This window comes from Stenotrophomonas sp. 85239_Sma (genome assembly GCF_056481725.1).
In genome coordinates, this window is record NZ_CM151163.1 from 4312574 (window position 1) to 4336210 (window position 23637).

The following is a 23637-nucleotide window of genomic DNA, read 5'->3' on the forward strand; positions in this document are numbered from 1 at the left end:
GCTACCGGTTCACGCGCCCCCGGTAGGCGTCGACCTTGGTCGACACGCACCCAGCATCAACGGTGATGTATCCACCAGCAGTCAATCGCGTCCAGCACGATATGGATGATCAGACCGATGCCTACCAGCCGCGTCTTCTTCGGCACGCACAGCCCGGCATAGACCGCGATGGCCGGTGCGGTGTGCAGCGGATGGAACCCGATGCTGCAGCGGTTCGGTGCATAGATCGGATCGGCCAGCAGGTGGTCCAGGTCGATGATCCAGCCCAGCAGCATCAGCAGCCACGCCGAGGCGAAGCGCTTGCGCCAGAACAGCCATGCCAGCAGGGCTGGCACGGCGGCATGCAGGAACAGGTGGAAGATCGCGCGCGCGCTCATCGGGGCCGGTAGCGCCGGGCCATGCCCGGCGTTCCCGTTGACCTCACACCAGCGGTTCGTCGGACAGGTAGGTGTAGCCGGTCAGGCCGGCTTCCAGCGCTTCGGACAGCTCCTGCGCACGTTCCGGCGACAGCTGTGCCTCGGCCACGCGCTGCGCATAGGTGGCACGCAGCTCGTCCAGGCGGTAACCCACGTAATCCAGCATCACGTCGGTGGTGTCGCCACGGCGCTGCTGGGTGATGGCGTAGCCATCGGCATCGGCCAGCACTTCCACTGCGTCGGTATCGCCGAACAGGTTGTGGATGTCGCCGAGGATTTCCTGGTAGGCGCCCACCATGAAGAAACCGATGCGATAGCTCTCGCCCGGCTTCATCTGGTGCAGCGGCAGCGAGCTGTCCAAGCTCTCGTTCTCGACATAGGTTTCCACCATGCCGTCCGAATCGCAGGTCATGTCGGCGATGATGCCGCGGCGGTCCGGGGTTTCGTCCAGGCGCTCGATCGGCACGATCGGGAACACCTGGTCGATCGCCCACACGTCCGGGATCGATTCGAACACGCTGAAGTTGACGAAGTACTTGTCGACCAGGCGCTCGTTCAGTTCGTCCAGCACCGGGCGGTGGCTCTTCTCGTCGTAGCTCAGGCGCGCACGCACGCCGTGGGCGATGGCGTAGAACAGATCGTCGATGCGCGCACGCTGCGGCAGGTCGATCTGGCCCAGCGCATAGCTGGCCAGGCCTTCGGCGTGGAAGTGCTGTGCTTCCTGGAACAGCTCCACCGCCGGGCGCACGTCCAGCTCGTCGTGGATCTCGCGCAGGTGGCGGATCGCCGCCGGCTCGTCGTCGTGCTGGTCCGGCACGCGGCCTTCCTGCGCTTCTTCCACTTCCGAGACATTGGCGATCAGCACCGCGTGGTGCGCGGTCATCGCGCGGCCGCACTCGGTCACGATGCGCGGCGGGGTCAGGCCGAACTCTTCGCAGGCATTGGCCAGCGGCTGCACGATGTTGCTGGCATAGGAATGCAGGCCGTAGTTGATCGAGCAGAAGCTGCGCGAACGGGTGCCTTCATAGTCCACGCCCAGACCACCGCCCACGTCGACGTGGGTGATCTTCGCGCCCAGGCGCGACAGCTCCACGAAGTAGCGGGTGGCTTCGCGCATGCCATTGGCGATGTCGCGCACGTTGGAGATCTGCGAGCCCATGTGGAAGTGCAGCAGGTTCAGGCAGTCGGCGTACTCGGTGTCACGCAGCGACTTCCACAGGTCCAGCAGCTGGCGCGGCGACAGGCCGAACTTGGCCTTGTCGCCACCGCTGTTCTGCCACTTGCCGGCGCCCAGCGAGGCCAGGCGCATGCGCACGCCCAGGCCCGGCTTCACGTCCAGCGCCTTGGACTCTTCCAGCACCAGCTTCAGCTCGGACGGCTTCTCGATGACGATGAAGGTCTGCAGGCCCAGCTTGCGGCCGATCAGGGCCAGGCGGATGTACTCGCGGTCCTTGTAGCCGTTGCAGACGATCAGGCCACCCGGGCGCGACAGCGCCAGCACGGCCATCAGTTCGGGCTTGCTGCCCGCTTCCAGGCCGAAGCCCTCGCCGTGGTGGCTGGCCAGGGTGCCGGCCACGCCACGGGTCTGGTTGACCTTGATCGGGTACACGGCGGTGTAGCCGCCGCTGTACTCCCAGTCCTGCTGGGCCTGGCCGAAGGCTGCCTGCAGCTTGCCCAGGCGCTGGCCGAGGATGTCCGGGAAGCGCACCAGCAGCGGCAGCTTGGCGCCGGCCGCACGGGCCGCGTCGACCACCTTGGGCAGCGACACCACCGGGCCGTCCGCCCCGGTCGGTCTCACCACCATGTGCCCGGCCTGATCCACGTCGAAGTAACCGTCCGCCCAATGCGGGATCGAGTAGGTCTTGCGGGCTTGGTCGAGGGACCAATCGGTCATTTCAGTCGGCCTTGTTGGCAATAAAAGGGGGGGCATGATAACGCCTATATGCCCACAGGTTCGTTATCATGCGCGCCCGCGCCCGTGACAGGTTTCAACCTGAACGGGCCGATCCGTCCGGATGTGGCATCTGTGCCACGCGGCCCCGCCCGCCAGCCCGGCTCCACCCCTCCGAACAGGACTGTTTTCCAATGACTGACAGCAACAACTGGTACATCGAACACTTCGAGCGCACCGGCTCGGCCATCGGCTACCGCATCACCGGCAAGCTGGACGAGGTGCAGTCGCCGTTCCAGAAGATCGAGATCTTCCAGACCACCGACTGGGGCAACCTGATGACCATCGACGGGGCCATCATGCTGACCAGCAAGGACAACTTCTTCTACCACGAGATGATCAGCCACCCGGTGCTGTTCACCCACGCCGCACCCAAGCGCGTGGTGATCATCGGTGGCGGCGACTGCGGCACCCTGCGCGAAGTGCTCAAGCACAAGGGCGTGGAGAGCGTGACCCAGTGCGATATCGACGAGCAGGTCACGGTGATGGCGCGCAAGCACTTCCCGGAACTGTGCGACTCCAACGACGACGCCCGCGCCGAGCTGCTGTTCGACGACGGCGTGGCCTACATGGCCAACTGCCCGGCCGGCAGCGTGGACGTGGTGATCGTCGATTCGACCGACCCGGTCGGCCCAGGTGAAGGCCTGTTCAACAAGGCCTTCTACGAGAGCTGCTTCAAGGCCCTGAAGGACGACGGCATCCTGGTGCAGCAGTCCGAGTCGCCGCTGATGCAGCTGGACCTGATCAACGAAATGCGCACCGAGATGGGCAAGGCCGGCTTCGGCTCGTTCAAGACCCTGCCGTTCCCGCAGCCGTGCTACCCCACCGGCTGGTGGAGCGTGACCATGGCGCGCAAGGGCGACAGCAGCTTCGACTTCCGCCAGGCCGACTCGGCCGCCAAGACCTTCAACACCCTGTACTACACCGCCGCGCTGCACACCGGCGTGCTGGTGACCCCGCCGTTCGTGCAGGCGGCGCTGAAGTAAGGCGTGCCGACCAACGGTCGGCACCCACCCATGCAAAAGAAAAACCCGCGCTGGCGACAGCGCGGGTTTTTTCATGTTCCGGTAGTGCCGGCCGCTGGCCGGCAACCGCATGTAACGATCACAGCGCCCAGATACCCGCGATCACCGCCACCACCAGGCCCCACTTGATCAGCTGGTAGGCCACCACGCTGCGCTCGCGCAGTGCTTTGGCCTTCAGGCGCACCTTGTAGACGCTGCCAAAGGCCTTGTTGACGCCGCCGGTCGGGTCACCCGGCAGGTTCGGCGAGGCACCACCGGCCAGCAGCGTGGCCGCCACCGCGCGGTTGAACAGGCCGGGCAGGCCGAAGCGCAGCGGGCGGGCGATGTCGCAGAACAGGATCACGCGGTCATCCGGCGTCTCGTTGTGCGCGTGGTGGATGTAGGTCTCGTCGAACATCATCCATTCACCATCGCGCCAGCTCTTCTTGATGCCGTCCACTTCGATGTAGCAGCCGTCGTTGTTGGGCGTGGCCAGGCCCAGGTGCAGGCGCAGCGAACCGGCGAACGGGTCGCGGTGCGGGCGCAGTTCGCTGCCCGACGGCAGCTGCGCGAACATCGCCGCACGCACGTCCGGCAGCGACTCCAGCAACGCCGTGGTCTTCGGGCACATCGCCTTCGCCGACGGGTGCGACGGGCCATACCACTTCAGGTAGAAGCGCTTCCAGCCACGGCGGAAGAACGAATTGAAGCCCGCATCGTTGAACGTGCTGGACGCAGCGATCTTCTGCGCATCGCGCAGCGCCAGCGCCTCGTCGCGGATCATCTGCCAGTTCTGGCGCAGCGGCTCCAGCTGCGGGAACTCCTTGGCCGGGTCCAGGAACGGCGTGGTCGGCACCTTCGAGAACATGTACATGACCACGTTGATCGGGGCCATGAAACTGGAGTGGTCCAGCAGCTGGCGCGACCAGCGCGCGCGCACCTTGCCACGGAAGTGGATGTACAGCACGCAGGCCACGAACAGCGCTGCAATGACGATTTTGATGATCAAAGCACTTTCCTCCAGCCGCGGCCGGAACGGGAAACGGGGCGACGCACGGCCAGGCGGCCAGCACCGGTTGGGAACGCGGCAGGGACGGGGACGTGCCGGAGGGGGCGGCCGCCGATGTCGCGGGTTAACAGCTTATGGTCGGCAGGCCGTGCGCCGGGGTCAAGCCGGGCGTGCGTCGCGTTCAGCGCGGCGCAGATGAATGGACCGGAACCCCGCCCAACCCATTGATCCAGCGAGGCGGCCCCTGTAAGTGAGACAGAATTGTCCGATTCTACGTGACGAACTGTTCCAGCCACGGCCCCGACATTTCTCCGACAAATCGTGGAATAGCGAACTGGCGAGTACTAAAATTAACGAAAACTTAGTAACTCCCTGTAACACCGGTTCGCTTGACGCTTTGCGCCACCCACCGGGTCGTCCGAGACCCCGACATGCATCTTCCTGCCCTGCCCCCCTCCTGCTGCGGCGATGACGCCGCCTCCCCGCTGTTGCTCAAGCGCGGCGAGCGTTTCCTGGCCCCCGACGTCTACCGCACCTGCCTGGACGGGCGCGAGGCGGTCATCAAGGACTATTCCCGCTATCGCGGCACTCCCGTTTCGCTGATCGCGCGGCTGATGGTGCGCCGTGAAGCACGCATTCTGCAGCGCCTGGGCGGCTGGAAGCATGCTCCCGCGCTGCTCGGCACCCTGGGTGGCCTGGCACTGGGCATGGAGTTCATTCCCGGCCAGACGCTCAGCACCGCGCAGGTGGTCGGCACTGAAGTGTTCGAGCAGCTGCAGCACGCGCTCAGCCGTCTGCATGCCGCTGGCATCACCCACAACGACCTGCATGGCACCAACGTGGTGGTCAGTGGCGGCGTGCCGGTACTGCTGGACTTCACCTCGGCCTGGCGGGCCCCGCGTTGGCTGCGCCGCAACCCGCTGAGCCGGCAGATGCGCCGCAGCGATATGAAGAACCTGCTGAAGATCCGCCAGCGCGTAACCGGCCAGGCGCCGAGTGCCGCGCAGGCCGCACTGGTGGCCGACCCGGGTTGGGTCGCCGCCGTGCGCCAGGGCTGGAAGCGGTTCTATAAGTGGGCGAAGCGTCGGTAATCACCGCCCCGCTTCACCCGCTTCACCGGTAGGGGTCGAGCTTGCTCGACCGCTCTTCGTTCCGACGACGCAAAACCTCGCCGCTCACGTCCCTCTCGGCGGCTTACAACGCGTCCGCGTCCAGCTCGCCGGTACGAATACGCACCACGCTGCCCAGGTCGTACACGAACACCTTGCCGTCGCCAATCTTGCCGGTGCCGGCGGCCTTCACGATGGCCTCAACCACCGCCTCAACCTGGTCATCGGTCACCGCCACTTCCAGCTTCACCTTCGGCAGGAAATCGACCACATACTCCGCGCCACGGTACAGCTCGGTATGGCCCTTCTGGCGACCAAAGCCCTTCACCTCCGTCACCGTGATCCCAGTGACCCCACGCTCGGCCAGCGCTTCGCGCACGTCGTCGAGCTTGAACGGCTTGATCACCGCCATGACCATCTTCATCGTCTATCTCCTGTCTTCCGGCGTGGAGGATAGCGCCTGAACGCGGCCCGTGCGAAGCCGCTGCCGCCTGTCCGGGCAGTGGGTGCCGGCAGTATCCTTGTGCCCGAATGGCCTGCCCGCGCCGGATGCACGGGCCTACCCCCACGGAGCACCCCATGATCGACCTGAACCAAATCGATGACCTTGCCCGTCGCCTCAGCGACCTGGTGCCGCCGGGCCTGCGCGAATCGCGCGAGGAACTGCAGGCCACCTTCAAGAGCGCGCTGCAGGCCGGCCTGGCCAAGCTCGACCTGGTCACCCGCGAGGAGTTTGAAGTGCAGCGCGCCGTGCTGCTGAAGACCCGCCAGAAGCTGGACGCGCTGGAAACCGCCGTGCGCGAGCTGGAAGGGCGCGGCGCCGCAGAATGAAAAAAAGGAGGCGCACCGCGCCTCCCGTTTACAGAGTATTTCCCGGATAGGGCCTTGCAGCAAGGCCCACCGGGCGCCCTAGACTCGCCGGCCTGTCGATCCGGCAGGACACGCAGGGGCAGTGCCGATGGCGCAGGACACCGAATGGACACCCGTTTCGCATGACACCTGCGACCAGGTCGCCGGGCCGTTCTATCACGGCACCCGCGCTGACCTCGCGGTGGGCGAGTTGCTGAGCGCGGGCTTCCGCTCCAACTATCGCGACAGTGTGGTGATGAACCACATCTACTTCACCACGATTGCCAAGGGCGCCGGGTTGGCTGCGGAGATGGCCAAGGGTGAGGGGCGGCCGCGCGTGTATGTGGTGGAGCCGACCGGGCCGTTCGAGGACGACCCGAACGTGACCAACAAGAAGTTTCCCGGGAATCCGACGCGGTCGTATCGCAGTGCGCAGCCGTTGCGGATTGTGGGGGAGATTGTGGAGTGGGAGCTGTATGACGCGGAATTCGTTCGGCAGTTGAGGGCGTTTGTTGCTTCGGGGAGTGGGGAGATCATCAACTGATACTGATAAGGAGGAAGATCAGCGCTTCCCCGCGGCCGTTACTTGCAGGGCGTGCTACCCGGTAGCTCGCCCTTCAGCCGTCGCATCGTGGAGTCGAGCGCTCCAAGGAACGACGCGTCGTCGTCCGTCACAAGCCCGCGCGCGCGCACCAGCATCACCTCAGCCCGGCGGCAATTCTCGCTTCCCCCCAAGGAAATGAGATGGGAAGCGAGGCGCTGCATCGCCGCAGGATCTCCTCTCGAAACCCCCTCCTCCATCCATTGCCTGTAGAGGGCTGCATCGCCCATCTCGCGGTAGTGATTTTCCACCAACGCCTGAGCGTGCCCATCGCCAGAGCGGGCCTTGGCTTCCATCTGTGCTGCGGATTCGGGGCCGTAGCTTTCGCTTCTGCTCCCTGCGATCACATCGCCTGCGGCTTTCTCGGAAGAGGTTCCGCCGGAATTTCCACATGCCGAAAGAAGCAACATCAGCCAAGTTGACAACGAAGCCTTGAGGCTTGTCATTTTGGTTTTCCGATGGTCTGAGTAAGAGGAAGCCTACTTCCAGTCTGTGATCCAGCAAACGTTATGGTCGTCGAGCCGTTTGCATTGAATCGAATCGTCTTGATGGCTGGGCCTGAACTTCCCGTACCGCCTGGAGTCAATCGATTCCAGACACCTGGCGCGCCCTTGCCGTCTTGCTGCATGTTAACACGCAGGGTAACAGGGCCCCCTGAGTAGTTTGTGGGATACATGACAAAACCACTCGGCGCATAGACGGTGGAATCGTTCAGATCGGCCCATAGCTGGCCAATTGACTTGTTCAATCCTATTGGGGCCACGCCTAAATGACACGCAGCCATAAATACGGTTTGCCCACGTTTCAAGCCGAAGTCACTTCGAGCACGATCAAGGGACTCCGACGACTTAAAGTCCGTGTAGCGCATCGAGTTGCGCTGGTCCTGTACCAGATCTGGATTTGCATGAGCGGTGAGCGTAAACATTGAGCGGGAATCTACCGCGTCTGCAGCCCTTCTCAACCCCGCCGGATCGTGGTCGCCGAACAGATTCATGCTGGAACGGCCATCAGGATCAACATATCGGTAAGGATTGTTGTCGGCGTACCAGTAACGATTGAAGGATCCCGCTGGAGTTCTATGGACGGCGATTGGATCCACTGACAGGAACCGGCCCACCTGCGGATCATAGTAGCGCTGCTGCATGTAGGACAGACCATTAGTGCTGTCGCTCACATGGCCAGCATAGCCGACGCCATCAGAAAGAGGGCGGTCCAGCAATTCCCCATAAGGATCGTAAACGCTTCTCTGGACTACGGCTGCGGCCGTGTCTGTGACCGCAACGGGCGATCCCAGCGCATCGAGATGCTGGTACTTGGGCCGGGTCACGCCATCACTTCCAGTCTCCAATGTCGCGACCAGCAGCTCTCCCAGGTAGAGGTACTCTCTGGATATCCCATCACGCTCGCTCTGCTGGCGACGGAGCCTTCCTTCCCTGTCGTACATCGAGTGAATGGAACCGCTCCCCTGCAACCATGCCAGCACGCGCCGACCCAGCGCATCGTAGCGATACGTCTCAGGGCCCGGCGCCTGTCTCATTCGATTGCCTATGTCGAAGACAAAGCTCTGCCCGTTCCGCATCGACAGGTTGCCTTGCACATCGTAGGACAGCCCCATCGTTGTCGCACCCGCACTGGATCTGACGTTGGTCAAGCGATTGTGCTGGTCATAGTAGTAAGAATGATCCTTGCGACCTGCAAGCTTTGCGCTCTGCATATTGTCCAGGACGTCATACGTGAAACGAACAACACCACCACCCCCAAAGGCGGCGGAGGTGGCCTGGGTGAGACGATCCAAACCGTCATACATCATCGTGCGGCTGCGGCTGCCTTGTCCGATTTCGGCAATCGTGACAACGTTTCCATTCAGATCGTAGTCGTAGTTCAGAGTACTGACATTCGGAAGCGCACTGAGGCGTGCCGGGAGCCCCCGGACGTTCAGGTCCTGCTCGAACCTGATGCCATTACCATACGTGAAGCGGCTTGCAACACCTGCCGGGTGATGGGACGCGCCAAGCACGTAGTCTCCAACCCGGGTTGCCCGGCCAAGAGCATCAGGCGCCAAGGCCACATACAGGCCACTGGGATACTGGATCCCGCTACGCGAGCCGTTGGCATCGTAGGAATAGCCAAGTCCCCATGTGTACCATCCCTCCTGTGAACTTGACTCTCCAATCAGCAGTCTGCGCTTGTTGTAGCTGTAGGCATTGATAGTGTGATTGGCTCCTCCATCATTCGCCGTAGAGATGCGCGCAGGCAACCCATCTGCGGCATAGGTCCAGATCTGATTGCCATTGCCATCCGGGAAGGAGAGCGTAGACACTCGATTGCGAGCGTCATAAGTCAGATCGACGCGACGAGGCGAGCCATGGGCGGCAGCTATATCGCAGTTGCCCGGATCCGGAAGGTCCAAGCCGCTCGCTGTCCAGATGGTATTGTCGCCGCCGTCATATCCCATCACTGTGCTGCCAGACTCCGGTTCGATCGACTTGCACAGGCTTCCGCCCTCGCCGTAAACCAGAGTTCTGCGCAACTGGATGCTGCCAGTAGCATCCCTGCGCACGATGGCAGTCGGGCGCCCATATCTGTCGCGGGGGATATCAGTGAACTGCCCCTCGGGCGCACTGATTGCGATCACATCCGACTGGATAGGGGAACCGAAAGCCTGATACTGGAATCTCGTAGTAGCTCCCCGAGGATCGGTCGTCGCTCTCCGATTTCCGGGCTCGTAGGCCACAACGGTCGTTGCGAGTCCCGCGTCAGTATCCTTTGAAATCGATGTCACCCGTCCCAGGGCATCGTATTCGGTCCAGACACCCTTCAATGGTGGCAGCACCACGCGAGTGTTTGTGCTGGCGGTAGCGTCTCCGAAGCGTCCCACGCCCTCCTGATTCATCCTCCACTGGAGAGGGTACTGGCCTGCCGTGGATGGTGCGGTTATGGAGAACAGGAACTCGACGATTCCGTTCGGTGGAACATCATGCGGCAGGGGGATTCGCGCTGCGCCCCAGACGGTATTGTCCGAAGGGCTTTCCGTTGCAAGGCTGTAGCCTGCACCACTACTCCAGGTCGTCTCGCCAGTGTTTCGAAAGCGAAGACGCATCTGGACAGTGCTCCCTGCCTGCACTTCAATTGGGATGCCTCCTCCTTCCTCCGTACGCGCATTGTTTACCGGCGCCGTCACACTGATCACTACATTCGACGTCGCAGGGCCAAACCATCCTTTGCCATCCGCCCACATCTGCCGCTGGAAGTTGTAGTTTCCTGGCGTCGCTGGCGCCTGCAGCGGGACAGCGATATCCACAACTTCCCCTGGCGCTACGGCCCGTGGAAGCGCGGTACGCGCCCCTCCCCATTGGGTGGAATCGGTCGGGTTCTGCGCCCCCAGCCAATGGGTACCCGGTTGCCACACCGTGTCGCCGGTGTTCTTCATCCTGACGACCGCCGTCTGGGTGCTACCCGTTTTCATTGCAGGCGCAACGCTCTGACTCTGAAACTCGGCGCTGTTCACCGGCTGCCACACAAAGAAGCCAATCTGGCCTGTGCTCAGACCAAACCAGCTTCCGTTTCGCTGCATCTGGAAAGTCACGCCATACCAGCCTCCGTTGGCAGCCCCTGTGCTGGGTGTGAGCGTGACGTTGAAAGTGGTGCTCTCACCTGGAGGTATGACCGCGGGAACGGCTGAGCTCGCTGCGCTCCAGTAGACCAGTCCGTTGTCCGGCATGCTCAGCGCATAGCCTCCCCCCGGTGACCAGGTGGTTTCACCGGTGTTCCTCATGGTCACAGTTGCGACGAACGGTTGTCCCGCGACCACCCGATTTGTATTGAGCGATACAGCAACCTTCTCAGCGGAATCTACCGGTGCCGGCGGTGGATTGACCGTGATGACCACCGGGCCGCTCTGCAACGACCGGACAATTTCCTCACCGTTGAGATTGCGGATGCCCTGGGCGGTCAGCATGTACTGGTACGTACCAGGTGGGAGTCCGTGAACGGTGTAGGTTCCGTTGGCGAAATTGCTGAGCAGAACTCCGTTCTGTGTCAGGCGTACGTTGTCGATGTACTCCGATTTTGGCCCGCCGTTGGTGCTGCCATACCCGACCGTCATGCTGACGGTCGCGGGCGCGGTATACACCGTCTGCGCGGGGCCGGTCAGCTTCACCCATGCCTGGGCATACGCAGCGGAGCTGGCCGCCAGAACCAGAACCATTACTGCCATGGCACGAATCCAGCCCAGTCGCTCAGTGAGCGCCGAATTCATCAGGATGCTCATCACGGCTCCCCAAGACGATAGCGGCCAGGATTGGACTGGAAGGTGGTTCTTCCAGCGTGGTCGTACGCGTTTATCACCTGCCTCAGCGTGGAACTTCGATTTGTCGCGTCGTACTCCTCCCTCAGCACTGGACGCAGGAGTGCATCCCGATAGGTAATCCGACGCGCATTCCCTGTTGCCTCGACTTCTCGCCAATGGCCAGCGGCCAAGCCTCGCTCAGTACCGGCAGTACGTTGGTGATTGATGACGGTATCGTTCCAGCCAACTGTGTCATCCGACGGATAGCGGATCAGGCTCACGCGTCCCATCGCATCGTAGGCAAATACCGTCGTTGCTGCTGTTTCGTCGGTCTTGCTCAGCAACCAGCCATTGTCGTCTACCGTGGCAGAGATGCTGGTGCCATCCGCATAGACAACGCGGCGGGGAGTACCCCGCTTGTAGTCCTGCATCTGCGTGATGTTGCCGTTGCCATCCTTCGCCTGCACCACGTTGCCCAATGCGTCGTACGCAAGCGTCTGTTTCAGTTTGCCAAACAGCCAGGTCGTTTGTGGAAGCGACTGGGCATTGTACTCAGTCCGGCTTTGCTCGATCCCGCTGTCGATATCGACGACACGCGCCTTCTGTCCCAATGTCCAGGAAGAGAGATCGTCATGGAACGTAGTCCGGTCCTTGGATACACCGACATCGCTGCCACTATAGGTTTCCACCGGCCTTGCAAATGTGTCGAAGCGATCTACCCGTTCGGTGTAGGACGTTCCCTCGCGAAGGGTTACTGCCAGCTTCTGCGGCTGGATGAGGCCCTCCGCGGGCATCATGATGCTCAGCGACTGCCCCACCAGAGGAATGAACTGCCCTGCGGCGTCTTCCTTGGCCAGGTATTGGTAGGTCACACCCTCCAGCGTGGCTCCTGCAGCGCTGGCGGTGCGCGTTTCCAGAATCTTTCCTTCATCGATGCGCGGCCGTACCCCGAAGCGATAGCTCACGACGCTGCTGTCCGGCTGGGTAATCGTCGTCCATCGACCGCCGGCGGAGAATCCGTCCTGGATGGAGTAGGACGTCGTCATCGTAGGCAGGCCGGCACCGCTGATTGTGCGCTGCTGCAGGCTCCAGACTCCTGTATAGGGAATCTGTTCCGGCGACGAGCAGGGGCTTATGTCGGTCGCCCGGTAAAAGTAGCGATAGGCAAGCGAGTAGGCTGCGGTGGCACCTGATGGGTGACCTACGGTGTAACTGTAGGGTCCGTACACGGTTCCCATTCGCGGATCACATTCCGACCCTTCTTGTGTAGGACCAAACGTGGGCGGCCTGAGGGTGCCTGTAACCGTGTAGGTCCAGCGGGTGCCATCAGGCTGCACCACCGCCGCCAAGCCACCGTCGATGCGCGATCCAAGGGCACCTGGCTCGCGGTACTGATAGGTCCACGTGCGACCATTTGCCGAAGCACTGGAGATTCGTTCGCCGTTGTAGGCAATGCTTATCGATCGCCCATCACTGCTGCTGATCGAGGTGAGCTTGTCGCCTGAGTAGCCATAGTTGACCCAGTTGCCAAAGCGATCTTCAACCCGAGTCGCCAGAAAGAACACATGGCTGCGCGAAAGAACGCGGGTCGGCGCCAGCGGATTGTCCCTATAGCTGAACAACGGCATTTCCCGGGTGACCACCCAGTTCAGGTAATACTTGGTCCCATCCGGCGCCAATGCAAGAAAGGCCTCGCCAGGGACTCCATTCTGCGTCTGTGGCAGACAACGGATCCGTACGTTACCCGTCGTAACCCATGCATACGTCAGCCCATCAGCAGGCATTGGCACGCCGGCAGAAGCCACCAGCATCTGCGATGTCCCATCGCCGGGGAGATTCAATCCATATCCATTCCAGAATGCGGCTTCCGGAAAGCTGCCCATGCCGTCGCCGATGTAGGGCTTTTTCTGCTGGGAACACCTTTGAAAGCGCGAGGCGTCGTTGTCGGGTCCAACCACCCACCCACGGGCGCTGAACACGCCCTCAAGATGCGGGATATCGATGTCCCAATCGTAGAAGCCGGCAAGATCGCCAGGTTTGCTGTCCTGATAGAGATAGCGCTCGCTTATCGAGCGCTTCCGGACCAGTTCCACTGGAGGCCCGGCATTTCCTGGGATCGCGATATCGGTTACCGAAAAGCTGAGCTGACCATTGAACAGTGAGATGTTCTCGCCGAAGGTCTTCTCGTCAAGGCGCCCCATCTGTTGTGCCTTGCCAACCTTGTTCGCGTACTCCGATTCCGGTTGCACAAGCTGCTGGGCAGCAACAGACGAAGCAACAACGCACAGCAATACTGGCGCGAACCGCAACCACCTGGATCCCATAGCGTTCCCCTGGCGAAAATGAACAATCCGTTCATGCAGCGCCGCCGATTCTGCACTGAGATTTCGATACGCACAGGTCAGTAAACCCCGCAATGAGCTGTAGGGCTTTTCCTAGGGCCAAGGCCCGAACGCACTGATCACCCCGAGGGGCCTCCGCACCTCGCGCGTTATGCGGCGATGACGACGCGCACAACAAGGTGGTCCCGGCGCACTTGGACGTAGATCAACTGACGGCGGAGAGTCTTCATTCCCTGCATCGCCCCAGATCCCCCCTCCGTGCAGATGATCAGGCCCCATCCGGAAGCCGGACCTGCACGGCACACGCTGCCGCGACCGGCGCGAGCGCGGTCCCCTTCATCCTTGCAGGCGCTGCAAGAGCACGTCGTTCGTATGCGTCGGCGACGCCCGGGGCCGGCTCGATGAAGGGCGATGTGCAGACCTCTTCGACATTGAATCCATGCGTGGTCAGTGCCAGCACCCGCTCGGGTGCGTTGGGCAGTGCACGGGCGACCGCGTAGTTGATGGAGGGCGAGGCGCCCGCATCGGAGAACGGCTTGAGAGCAACTGCGACTTTGAGCCACGAGGGATCGCCTGACTCGATGCCAGAGACGACCTGATCAAACTGCCGCTCGTGCTCCCATAGGTCCCAGAGAACCTTGCGTCCCCCATCGCTGGCGATGCGCTTGAGCAGAGCTTGTGCCGAGGCTCCATCCGCGGCCACTGCCGTCGGGCTGGCAAGCGCAAGCGCGAGCAGGAGCATTGAGATGCTTCTCATGAAACCTCCCTGATGGAATGACCCTACGCCTCTCTGCACGGCACCGCATCGCGGACCTGCCCGGTTGATACAGCGCGATACCAGGACGGCCAGGTTCGGCCAACAAGCCAACCCGCAACCAGACCAGTCATGTCGCATATGCCACGCCCAGAATTCTCCTTCCGGAAAAACGGGTGACGCGGCGGTATAGGCTCCGGAAGCCTTTCGCCCCAAGGCCTGTGGAAGCACGGCCCCTATGCGACAATGCCAAAAACGTCTCGGGTTTTGGCGGCATTGGCCCCCACCCCTTGGCAATCCTCACAACAGCAGGTAATCGTTACCCCGCCACCGTGCATCGGTGGCCGGGACTCGAAAACCCGTCGTTGTGATGAAGTTTGCGCTTGCCAGCCGGCATCACCCTGCGTGGTGCCGGCTGGCAATCCGTCTGCCGGCTATGGCGGGCGGGGCGTGGGGGCCTTGTGCCCGCCGGCGATCATCACACACCGGTTTTCGAGCCATGCCCCGTCCGCCACCTTTATCGGTGGCGGCTTCCGCTTGCTTGCACGGAGCCTGCCATGACCAAGCCGCACTCCCCTCCCCCGCGCGCCATCCAGCAGCCGCCATCGCCCGGCCCTGCTCTGGACCCCACCAGCCTCATCGCCATCCTGCACGCCATCGGCGCGGGCGCTGCGGCCGACGGACAGCCCTGGCCCGAGCGGCATCACCTGCGCAGCCGGCAGATGGCGTTGTCCGACGCCGACTGCGCGCTCACCGGCCAGCGCATCGTGCAGGAGATCCTGCTGGCGGCCGAGCGCACGCGCCAGAACGGCGAGCCGGAGCAGTACGTGGGCGACCGGGTGATGGAGGGGCTCGTGATGGCCGATATCGCGCTTACCGCCTTCATTCACGAGCGGATGCGACCCAAGGACTGAGCGCGCTTGTGGCGCGGAGTTTTCTGCCTGTGTGCGGGGGTGACGAATGAAGATGCACGGCCTTGCCGCTGCAGCGGTGTGCATCGCGGTGATCGGCGCGATGTGGGTGGAGTGGCCCGAGCCAGCGGGCGATCAGGTGTGGGCCTACCAGAAGCTGCGGCCGGCCGATTACCGCCAGCTGCGCAGTGATGCGCTCGGCTTCGTTACCGCGAAGGCATACGAGGGCTTTGAACTGCACGCGCGCCATGCCGGGGCGACGTCCTTCGAGATCCGGTGCAAGGGCGTGCTGGTGATGGACGTGGAGAACGCGCCCTCGCGCGTGCTGATCCGGATGCCTGCCGATGCACGGTGGCGGGCACCGGATATTGAGCGCCTGCGCATCAGCTTCGAGCGTTGGCTGGATCTGCACCAGAGCCAGGGGCGATTGCTGGTGGAAAGCGCGGGGCCTTCGTGGGTTGAGGCGCGGTTTGGGCACTTCGATGGGTTGGTGCCTGATGAGCAGCGGTGTCTGCTTGGCGGCCCAGGCCGCCGCCAGGCCGATCCCAGCAACCATGTCCGCGCTGAAGTGCCTTCGTAGGCTGACGCTTGTAGTGGGGTTGCGCCTGCACCGCAAGGGGCAGAGCAACCGGTCAGGGGCCGAACCCGAGTGCCATTGCAACCACTTTTCCGTCCCGGACGTAGAAGCATATGTTCGATCCGCCTTCCGAGAACCCGCAGGTGCGCTCGACCTTGAAGCCGCCCAGCGTTGCCTGCTTTGTGTCTCCATGGCCATACCTGACTGCTGTGCCGACGGCCTTGGACGCCGGGTCACCCATGGCAACGCCTTTCAGCTTTACACCCCGCAAGCTCTCAGTTCTGCCTGCGGCGGGTTGCCCCGCGCTGATCGATGAAACGCAGATTTCATCGATGGTTCGGAACTCTGGAGCGACGTCAGGGTTGGAGGTGATCAGCACCTCCAAGCGGGTAGTGGGATCCAGGTACCTGCGCCGTATCAGTCCTGCCGCGTCCACGACCATCTCGCCATCACCATAGCGGCGCAGGACATCCCGCTCGCTGTAGACATGCGGGATGAAACTTCCATCGCGGAAGGCATTCGATACAAAATCCACCCGTGGATTCCCTGCGGGGAAGCCGGCGACTGCAGGCAACATACCCACCGCAATCAAGATGAATCTGCGTGTCTTCATGACAACTTCGTCCATCCATCTGAAGGAATGATCACAGGACATTCGTGACTCATGCGCGGATAGCCGATTCGTTCCAGAGGCGTATCACCATTCCGGATGATAGCGGTCCTTGTACTCGTCTTGGATCAGTCCTTGATTCACATAGCGCCCCTGACTGGTCCTTAGCACGTCCCGCGCGAACCTCAAGGCACCATCAACCGAATCAAAGGTCCACTCGGCGCCAAAGGGATGATCCGGATCCACCGCCTCGAACTCGTACACATCGATGAAGCCAGGCGCTCCATTGTCAAACACTTCGCAAAGACGAACCCTCCAGGCGTTCAGATTGGCCTGCTCAATGGAGACAAAGCGAATCACACGCTGATCCAACTCATATCGATCGGGGAGCAGCTGCTCGACATCGCGGCCCGCCGAAAGATTGCCTGTTACATCCAGATCACAAAGATAGCGCTGCAATGGATCCCCCATTCCGTTGAGAAATTTGACCAGCAAGTGAGCATTGGTGACTTCCGGAGCGACTAGGATGCCTCGCCCGAGGCATAGTGCCATGCGCCAGACGATTGGCCGTCGTAACGGCTATCGATGTCCTCCAGCCATACCTTCAGATCCAGCAGAAACCTTGCATGGTCGAAGTCCTTGAACTTCACCCTGCCCAATTGCTCCGCCAACTGCTCACGCAATTCGCGGGAGACATACCGCATCTTCTCCTTCATCGAGAGCGGAACGATGGTCGGCAGGTCAAGCATTACATCGGTATAGAACTCCGACTTCTTTCGTCGAAACTGCACTCTTCGTTTGAAATCCAGCTCGGGATCTCGACACACGAAAAGCAATGCCACAGAAGCCACTTCGTTCCCGTAGCTCCTGGACTCGAATGTGGCGGAGCGCTCTACGTAATGACTTTTTATCCTGCCAACATGCGACTCCCAGTCGCAGTCCGCCACGAAGTTCAGTTTCATCAGTCCCACGCTCCATATCAGTGCTGCGCGCGCATCCCGCACCTATTCGAGCAGGTCGTGTAGATCGATGCCAGACGGATTCGCCAGGCGCTTCTCGCGACCCACATGGTGAAGCTCGAAGGTGCCTTTCTCTGAATCGATGACACGGGTGCCATCAAGCACCGCCAGAAACCCGAAGACCGCCGAACGGGCAGCTTCACCGGCAACGGGTCGCAACATGTCGGCTTCTACAGCGGACAAGCTGTTGAACCATTCGGACCGTGCCAACAGGTCTGGGGCCACCCGACGGCCCGGTGGATACGCCAGTTTCGAGATCGTACTACGCACGGATGATTCAAGCACATAGCGCTGGATAGCGGATACAAATTCGTCAGCTTTCATGCCACTCCCCCGGCTTTGAAAATGAGCCAGAACACATTCGCCTGTCAGGACCTGCTGCCTCTTGTCCCCGCTCAGCCCGCCTCTCGCAGGCAGCGCGGCACAGCATGAACTCAATCCCGTCCAGACGAGTTCAGATCAAGCGGAATACCCTCCGCAACACAGATTTTCCGCAACGCGGCCTCCAGCTTGCTGCCGTTTTCCAACGTTTTCAGTGTCACTGCAATCCCACCAGTGATCCCAAGCTTCCTCTGTGCACTTTCGGAGAGAGACAGCTCAAGCTCCATGCGCCGCAGAGAGATATGCACCAGACCGCCATAGCAAGGCTCAAGACCTCCACCGACCTCGATATGGGCGTGCGCCATGCCCAACTCTTCGTCCTGGTCGTCATACGCCTTCGCGTTCTGCAATACCACGTAACGAGACGGATTCGTCGAGCTGTCGGCCAAGCCAACTACGATGCAGTAGTCATCTTCCTCCATGGAAACGACTTCGGCCGTGAATCTGTACATTCCCCGGGTACTCCCGACATTACGATGTGCACTGCAAATGCATCAGGGGGGTATGCCCGCCAGGCGCGATGCGCGTTCTGCTGCAGGACACCCTCTCGGTGTCCTGCGTCGGCTGCGAGCAAGGCTCCCCCATGTACCAGGCATATGCCCAAGCCGCGAAGCGCAGATGGTCGGCGTGGCTCTCCGCGCCATAGGAGTACTGCAGGTACAATCCATCCATCTGCATTTCTGCACGGTAGATACCCCTGCTCGGCGAGTCGTTCGACCATGCGGTGGCAAGCACCTCGTGTCCGCAGGGACCCATGAAGCGAAGCATGCTGTGCATCTGGGACCCGCTGTCGCGTTCCAGTCGCTGGAATCCATCGCCTTCATCAGTGACGCGCTCATCGCCTCGAAGTGACATTGAGGCAGGCAGCGTGGCGCCGACGCTCACTATCAAGCGGATGGACGTCCATGGCGTTCCCGCTGCTCTATCCGGCCCCTCATTTACTCGGCCGTCGTCGCGGGACAGATGCACCACCACGGCGTTGCTACCAGCCGGGTCAACGCCGGGCCGCAGCAGGTAGGGACGGAGCATCAGATTCACTGGGCGCTGAGGTGGAGGGTCCTGGCATGCGGCAAGGGCTGTCAGAAGCAGAAGCAGGAGGAGGCGCAGCATCCGCACGGATGAACTCATTCATCGTTGGCGTTGATCTTGCCTGCGGCATTGAACCAGTTCGCCATCTTGTTGAGTTCTGCAGCGGTAGCTGCATCCAACCCCCGTGCCTGGGTATGGGCAAGGTCTCTCAGGTGGCGATAGGCCTCGGCATGCTGGCCTGAGTTTCGGTAGTTCTGAGGCGTGGCGCACTGGGACGAATCAAGATTGAGAATGCCGGACATGTTCTTCCTTGATACAGCTGCAGTGAAGAGTGAATGGAGTGAAGGCGTGATGGATCAGGCGAGGACCACCCGCCGCACCTGCAGCGCGTGGAGAGAGGATGTGGCGTCTGGGGTCAGTGTGTGCCGGGTTCGGGCGGGCTCCCAGCGGCAGGTTCCGAAGGAGGGCAGGCATGCCCGGCATACCAGTTGTAGACCCAGGCGGCGAAGCGGAGGTGGTCAGCGTGGGATTGCGCGCCGTAGAGGTACTGTAGATACATGCCATCCATCTGCATTTCAGCCAAGTAGGTGCCTTTGTCCGTGCTGTCACCGGACCGTTGCGTCGCCAGCACTTGATGCGCGCACGGCCCTTCGAAGCGAAGAATGCCGCGTTCAGGCGCCCAGCTCTTTGGAACCAGACGCTCGAAACCGTCGCCTTCATCCATGACACGGTCATCGTCGCGAAGCGACATTGACGCGGGCAAAGTGGTACCGATGCGTATCAGCAGGCGGATGGACGTCCATGGCGTCCCCGCCGCTCTGCCTGGCCCATCTTTGACGCGGCCGTTGTCGCGATACAGATTCACGACCACCGCGTTGTCACCCGCCGGGTCGACACCGGGTCGCAGCAGGTAGGGACGGAGCATCACGTGCACGGGACGCTGAGGGGGAGGACCCTGACATGCAGTCAGGACTGCCAGAAGCGGAAGCAGGAGGAAGCGCAGTCTTCGCACGAATGACCTCATTTGGTGTGTGGTGTGGCCACCCGTCTTGGGTGCCTGGCGTGGATCAGCGCTCGCGCATCGCCTCTCCCGCGTGTTGGCGCAACGGGCTCAGCAGGTAGTCGATGACCCGCCGTTTCCCGGTCTTGATCTCGGCGCTCAGGCTCATGCCTGCGGTCATGCGCACGCGCACCCCATCGATCTGCAGGGTGGCCTTGTCGAGTTTCACCCGTACCGGGAAGACCAGGCCGAGGTTCTCGTCCTGCATGGCATCGTGAGAGACGCTCACTACTTTCCCTGTCAGGTAGCCGTAGCGGGTATACGGGAAGCTATCCACCTTCACGGTTACCGCCTGGCCGGTGCGCACAAAGCCGATATCCTTGTTGAGGATGGTAGCTTCGACCTCCAGTGATTCCTCGCTGGGGACGACGGCCAAGAGGGGCTGCGCCGGAGTAACCACACCACCCACTGTATGCACGACCAGCTGCTGCACAGTTCCATCGACAGGCGCCCGCAGGGTCATCTGGTGGTCGCGCTGCCCTGTTCGCGATACTTCAGGCGCCATCTGCCCGATCTGCTCCTGCGCCTCACGCAATCCGTCCAGGGTCTGTTGGCGGAAGTCGGCCACCAGCACCCTCAGTTCTTCTTCGGCAGCCCGCTGGGCCGACCGGATCTCCTGCACGCGATTGCGCTGCGCGGCAAGATCGCGCTCAACGGGCGCTTCTGGGCCAGATCGTGGATCAGCACCTGATCGCCATTGATGCGGGCGATGATGAACGCATCACCGTCCTCACCAAGCGCAAGCGCAGGCAGGTTGGCCAACGCCAAGCGCGCGCAGGGCGTCGACACCATCCGCGCCTTGAAGCCCAGCTTGCGCGCCGCCAAGACCAGGGTCGTTTCGTCCATGGGGGCATTGCCCAGTCCAGCGTCGTGTGCCAGCTGACTGGTGTCGGCCGCAATGCCATGAAATTGAGCAAGCAGCACCAGACCACGCAACGCCAGATCCTGTTGATCCTGCGCGCGCGCTACCCCCGGCACCGAAAGTGCCGCGTCTCCCTCTGACATAAAATCCCCTGCGCAACTTCCATTGTGCGCGTCCCCGCGATGAGCTTGGGGTCAGTTGAAAACCCTGTCAAGTGGGGGTCTCAGCACAGTTGGCCGCATCAGAGGCGCCACTCTCCGCTTGTGGGATTCGACCCTGCGAGGACAGTTTCCGGGTCGTATCCGCCGCAGGGAAGCTCCTTGCAGCGTCGGGGCAGATGTCCGACACGTTGCCCGAAAAATCCGCAGCGGGTTGGCTCTAACTTTGGTCGGCTATCTATTGAACTTCCGCTGCCGGCCAGGAGCAGAGAATCGCGGTATTTCGTCCACGCCCAACCACGAAGTGCTTTGGCCTTGAAGGAAGTCCCGAGCCGGATCCTGCTGGAGCGGGCGTTGGCGGGATCAGGGCCCGCGGTGGTTGCCGGGGGAAAGTGCGGAGCCGCCATGGGCAGAGGCACGGATTGGGCGCTTCAATGGTCAGTGCCTGATGAGCAGTGGTATCTGCTTGGCCCCATACCGCCGCCAGGCCAATGCCGACGCCCTCCAGTTTGAGTAGCACGGCCAGCTGGAGACCATTCTTTACTCGATAGCAGAGGCTCGTTTCCGCAGAAGAAGACACGCTCCACCTATCCGCCGGAATTCCCCTAGCCGCTTCACCAGCGATTCCCGATAACCCCCACAGAACACCTGCCGCACCATCAAGCGTCCCTCCGCAGGAAACCATATATGAGCCTGGCGCTGGTCCACAGCCGTGCCCGCGCCGGGGTCGATGCCCCGCTGGTGCGGGTGGAAGTGCATCTCTCTGGTGGCCTGCCTGCCACCCAGATTGTCGGACTGGCCGAGACCAGCGTGCGCGAATCGCGCGAGCGCGTGCGTGCAGCCCTGCTCTGCGCGCGCTTCGACTTCCCGCAGCGGCGCATCACCCTCAATCTGGCGCCTGCCGACCTGCCCAAGGAAGGCGGCCGCTACGACCTGGCCATCGCGCTGGGCATTCTGGCGGCCAGCGGCCAGGTCGATCCACAGTCGCTGCTGCAGTACGAATTCCTAGGCGAGCTTGGCCTGACCGGTGAACTGCGGCCGGTGGCGGGTGCGCTGCCGGCGGCGATTGCGGCGGCTGATGCCGGCCGCATCCTGGTGGTACCGCCGGGCAATGCCGCCGAGGCGGCGTTGGCCGAGCATGCCGATGTGCGGGTAGCGCGTACGTTGCTGGAGTGCTGCGCTGGGTTGGGGAACCCACGCCTGCTGCCGCCAGTAGAGCGTGTGGACACGACGCCGTTGCCGCTGCCCGATCTGGCCGACGTGCGCGGGCAGGCGCATGCACGGCGCGCGTTGGAGGTCGCTGCTGCGGGTGGGCACCATCTATTGCTGATCGGCAGCCCTGGCTGCGGCAAGACGCTGTTGGCGTCACGCCTGCCCAGCCTGCTGCCGGACACCGAGGAAGCCGAGGCGTTGCAGCTGGCCGCGATTGCCTCGGTGAGTGGTGAAGGGCTGGACCCACGACGCTGGCGGCAACGGCCGTTCCGTTCTCCCCACCACAGTGCGAGTGCGGCGGCGCTGGTGGGTGGGGGCAATCCGCCCTGCCCCGGCGAGATCTCCCTGGCCCATCACGGTGTCCTTTTCCTCGATGAGCTTCCAGAGTGGAATCGAAGTGCGTTGGAAACCCTGCGCGAGCCACTGGAATCCGGCCACATCCGCATCGCCCGCGCGGCGCGCAGCGTGCAGTATCCCGCGCGCTTTCAGCTCGTGGCCGCGATGAATCCCTGCCCGTGTGGCTGGGCCGGTGACCGCAGCAACCGCTGCCTGTGCAGTGACGAACGCATCAACCGCTATCGCGCGCGGGTGTCCGGCCCGTTGCTGGACCGTATCGATCTGCATATCAGCGTGGCGCGCATGGACGCGGTGGAGCTGCGGGAGAGCACGCCGCTGGGTGAGCCCAGTGCTGCGGTACGTGCACGAGTGGAAGCCGCCCATGCCCGGCAGCAGGTGCGTGGCGGGCTGAATGCCCATCTGCCGCCGGCGGCGCTGCGTGTCTGTACGAGACTGAGCGAGGCCGATCAGGATCTGTTGGAGCAGGCCATCGAGCGGCTGCAGCTGTCCGCACGGGCGATGCACCGGATTCTGCGCGTTGCGCGCACGATTGCCGATCTGGCAGGTTGCGAGGTGATCCAGACGGCGCATCTGGCTGAAGCGATCGGGTACCGGCAGTTGGATCGGGGAAAGCCTTAGAAATGCCGGTCGGGTTGGCTATTGGTGGAGTCGACCGCTGGTCGACTCACGCGCGAAGCGCGGCCTTCTGCGAGGTAGATGCGAAGAGCGGTCGACTGACAGTCGACCCTACCAAGGGCAGGCATCACGCCGCGGAATCCACCCGCCCCCGCTTCGCCAGCAACGCCACCCGACGGCTGACCAGCGCGTGGAGCTCCGCCAGCTCCGACGCCCGGCCAGCCGTCATGTTCCCGCCAAACAACACCCGCGACAACGCCGCCTCGTCGCTGTCGTGCGGGTGCTGCCACCGGTCCCGGTACACCTTCTGGCACACCAGCCAGGCCAGCCGCAGCCCACCGCCGGGCAACGGACGGACCACGCGCTCGTACACGTGCCAGAACTGGTATTCGGCCCGCAGGTCGATTGCAGGCGCCACGGACAGCGCCTGCCGGGGCCGTCCTGGGCCCCGGATGCCGAACAGCGGGGTTCGCGGGTTGTGCTGTGCCATGCCAACAGCATGACCCAGCAACATTGTGGGAAC

The 23637-nt window shown here is 62.6% G+C and carries 24 protein-coding genes and 1 pseudogene; 7 read left to right on the top strand and 18 right to left on the bottom strand.

Annotation, left to right across the window (positions count from 1 at the left end; translation table 11 throughout):
* Positions 1-56: 56 nt before the first annotated feature.
* Positions 57-377, bottom strand: coding sequence for a DUF6122 family protein (locus ACYKG1_RS20045; RefSeq protein WP_478471188.1), 321 nt, complete (start codon positions 375-377; stop codon positions 57-59).
* A gap of 43 nt (positions 378-420) precedes the next feature.
* Positions 421-2310, bottom strand: coding sequence for an arginine decarboxylase (speA, locus tag ACYKG1_RS20050; protein WP_100442105.1), 1890 nt, complete (start codon positions 2308-2310; stop codon positions 421-423).
* A gap of 191 nt (positions 2311-2501) precedes the next feature.
* On the opposite strand from speA, the gene speE reads away from it, so the two are divergent.
* On the top strand, positions 2502-3353 hold the full coding sequence (gene speE / locus ACYKG1_RS20055; protein WP_049403786.1) for a polyamine aminopropyltransferase: 852 nt from the start codon (positions 2502-2504) through the stop codon (positions 3351-3353).
* Between the two features lie 118 nt (positions 3354-3471).
* Here speE and ACYKG1_RS20060 read toward each other — a convergent pair whose 3' ends face one another.
* Entirely contained in the window at positions 3472-4377 is a 906-nt protein-coding gene (locus ACYKG1_RS20060) for an aspartyl/asparaginyl beta-hydroxylase domain-containing protein (RefSeq protein ID WP_024957655.1), read from the bottom strand.
* Positions 4378-4811: 434 nt separating this feature from the next.
* Here ACYKG1_RS20060 and ACYKG1_RS20065 point away from each other — a divergent pair, with 434 nt between their 5' ends.
* Entirely contained in the window at positions 4812-5471 is a 660-nt protein-coding gene (locus ACYKG1_RS20065; protein WP_478471189.1) for an RIO1 family regulatory kinase/ATPase domain-containing protein, read from the top strand.
* A 103-nt stretch (positions 5472-5574) separates the two neighbouring features.
* On the opposite strand, the gene ACYKG1_RS20070 is transcribed toward ACYKG1_RS20065, so the two are convergent.
* A complete protein-coding gene (locus tag ACYKG1_RS20070) occupies positions 5575-5913 on the bottom strand; it encodes a P-II family nitrogen regulator (RefSeq protein WP_005411374.1) in 339 nt (112 codons plus the stop codon).
* Positions 5914-6068: 155 nt separating this feature from the next.
* Here ACYKG1_RS20070 and ubiK point away from each other — a divergent pair, with 155 nt between their 5' ends.
* Positions 6069-6320: a ubiquinone biosynthesis accessory factor UbiK gene (gene ubiK, locus ACYKG1_RS20075; RefSeq protein ID WP_005419983.1), complete on the top strand. Its 252-nt coding sequence runs from the start codon at positions 6069-6071 to the stop codon at positions 6318-6320.
* A 127-nt stretch (positions 6321-6447) separates the two neighbouring features.
* On the top strand, positions 6448-6882 hold the full coding sequence (gene arr, locus ACYKG1_RS20080) for an NAD(+)--rifampin ADP-ribosyltransferase (RefSeq protein ID WP_478471190.1): 435 nt from the start codon (positions 6448-6450) through the stop codon (positions 6880-6882).
* Between the two features lie 38 nt (positions 6883-6920).
* Here the strand turns inward: arr and ACYKG1_RS20085 are convergent, their stop codons facing one another.
* From ACYKG1_RS20085 to ACYKG1_RS20100, 4 genes are all read right to left on the bottom strand, one after another.
* Complete coding sequence (locus ACYKG1_RS20085; RefSeq protein ID WP_157804655.1) at positions 6921-7385, bottom strand: hypothetical protein; 465 nt, start codon at positions 7383-7385, stop codon at positions 6921-6923.
* The gene (locus ACYKG1_RS20090; RefSeq protein WP_478471191.1) at positions 7382-11209 is read right to left on the bottom strand and encodes an RHS repeat domain-containing protein; all 3828 of its coding nucleotides are present in this window, start codon (positions 11207-11209) and stop codon (positions 7382-7384) included. The genes ACYKG1_RS20085 and ACYKG1_RS20090 overlap by 4 nt, the downstream gene beginning before the upstream one ends.
* The gene (locus tag ACYKG1_RS20095) at positions 11209-13428 is read right to left on the bottom strand and encodes an RHS repeat domain-containing protein (RefSeq protein WP_157804657.1); all 2220 of its coding nucleotides are present in this window, start codon (positions 13426-13428) and stop codon (positions 11209-11211) included. Before ACYKG1_RS20095 ends, ACYKG1_RS20090 begins: the two co-directional genes overlap by 1 nt.
* A gap of 409 nt (positions 13429-13837) precedes the next feature.
* A complete protein-coding gene (locus tag ACYKG1_RS20100; RefSeq protein ID WP_478471192.1) occupies positions 13838-14326 on the bottom strand; it encodes a hypothetical protein in 489 nt (162 codons plus the stop codon).
* A 554-nt stretch (positions 14327-14880) separates the two neighbouring features.
* Between ACYKG1_RS20100 and ACYKG1_RS20105 the strand changes: the two genes are divergently transcribed.
* Together ACYKG1_RS20105 and ACYKG1_RS20110 are read left to right on the top strand one after the other, a co-directional pair.
* Positions 14881-15237, top strand: a complete 357-nt coding sequence (locus tag ACYKG1_RS20105) for a hypothetical protein (RefSeq protein WP_478471193.1) — start codon at positions 14881-14883, stop codon at positions 15235-15237.
* 46 nt (positions 15238-15283) lie between these two features.
* Positions 15284-15814 carry a cold-shock protein gene (locus ACYKG1_RS20110; protein ID WP_478471194.1) on the top strand — a complete coding sequence of 177 codons (531 nt, stop codon included), beginning with the start codon at positions 15284-15286 and terminating at the stop codon, positions 15812-15814.
* A 52-nt stretch (positions 15815-15866) separates the two neighbouring features.
* On the opposite strand, the gene ACYKG1_RS20115 is transcribed toward ACYKG1_RS20110, so the two are convergent.
* From ACYKG1_RS20115 to ACYKG1_RS20155, 9 genes and pseudogenes are all read right to left on the bottom strand, one after another.
* Entirely contained in the window at positions 15867-16439 is a 573-nt protein-coding gene (locus tag ACYKG1_RS20115) for a hypothetical protein (protein ID WP_478471195.1), read from the bottom strand.
* Positions 16440-16508: 69 nt separating this feature from the next.
* Positions 16509-16916, bottom strand: a complete 408-nt coding sequence (locus ACYKG1_RS20120) for a hypothetical protein (RefSeq protein ID WP_478471196.1) — start codon at positions 16914-16916, stop codon at positions 16509-16511.
* A gap of 26 nt (positions 16917-16942) precedes the next feature.
* A complete protein-coding gene (locus ACYKG1_RS20125; RefSeq protein ID WP_478471197.1) occupies positions 16943-17383 on the bottom strand; it encodes a hypothetical protein in 441 nt (146 codons plus the stop codon).
* A 42-nt stretch (positions 17384-17425) separates the two neighbouring features.
* Positions 17426-17764, bottom strand: a complete 339-nt coding sequence (locus ACYKG1_RS20130) for a hypothetical protein (RefSeq protein ID WP_478471198.1) — start codon at positions 17762-17764, stop codon at positions 17426-17428.
* Positions 17765-17874: 110 nt separating this feature from the next.
* On the bottom strand, positions 17875-18273 hold the full coding sequence (locus ACYKG1_RS20135) for an Imm10 family immunity protein (RefSeq protein ID WP_478471199.1): 399 nt from the start codon (positions 18271-18273) through the stop codon (positions 17875-17877).
* Between the two features lie 672 nt (positions 18274-18945).
* Entirely contained in the window at positions 18946-19152 is a 207-nt protein-coding gene (locus ACYKG1_RS20140) for a hypothetical protein (protein ID WP_157804661.1), read from the bottom strand.
* A gap of 113 nt (positions 19153-19265) precedes the next feature.
* Complete coding sequence (locus tag ACYKG1_RS20145; protein WP_157804663.1) at positions 19266-19775, bottom strand: hypothetical protein; 510 nt, start codon at positions 19773-19775, stop codon at positions 19266-19268.
* A gap of 142 nt (positions 19776-19917) precedes the next feature.
* Positions 19918-20562 (bottom strand): annotated as a pseudogene (locus ACYKG1_RS20150) (HlyD family type I secretion periplasmic adaptor subunit); the annotation flags it as partial.
* Positions 20487-20915, bottom strand: a complete 429-nt coding sequence (locus ACYKG1_RS20155) for a cysteine peptidase family C39 domain-containing protein (protein WP_100474352.1) — start codon at positions 20913-20915, stop codon at positions 20487-20489. The gene ACYKG1_RS20155 and the pseudogene ACYKG1_RS20150, both read right to left, overlap by 76 nt.
* A gap of 702 nt (positions 20916-21617) precedes the next feature.
* Here ACYKG1_RS20155 and ACYKG1_RS20160 point away from each other — a divergent pair.
* Positions 21618-23117 carry a YifB family Mg chelatase-like AAA ATPase gene (locus ACYKG1_RS20160; protein ID WP_478471200.1) on the top strand — a complete coding sequence of 500 codons (1500 nt, stop codon included), beginning with the start codon at positions 21618-21620 and terminating at the stop codon, positions 23115-23117.
* A gap of 124 nt (positions 23118-23241) precedes the next feature.
* Here the strand turns inward: ACYKG1_RS20160 and ACYKG1_RS20165 are convergent, their stop codons facing one another.
* Entirely contained in the window at positions 23242-23628 is a 387-nt protein-coding gene (locus ACYKG1_RS20165; RefSeq protein ID WP_478471201.1) for a hypothetical protein, read from the bottom strand.
* Positions 23629-23637 lie beyond the last annotated feature (9 nt).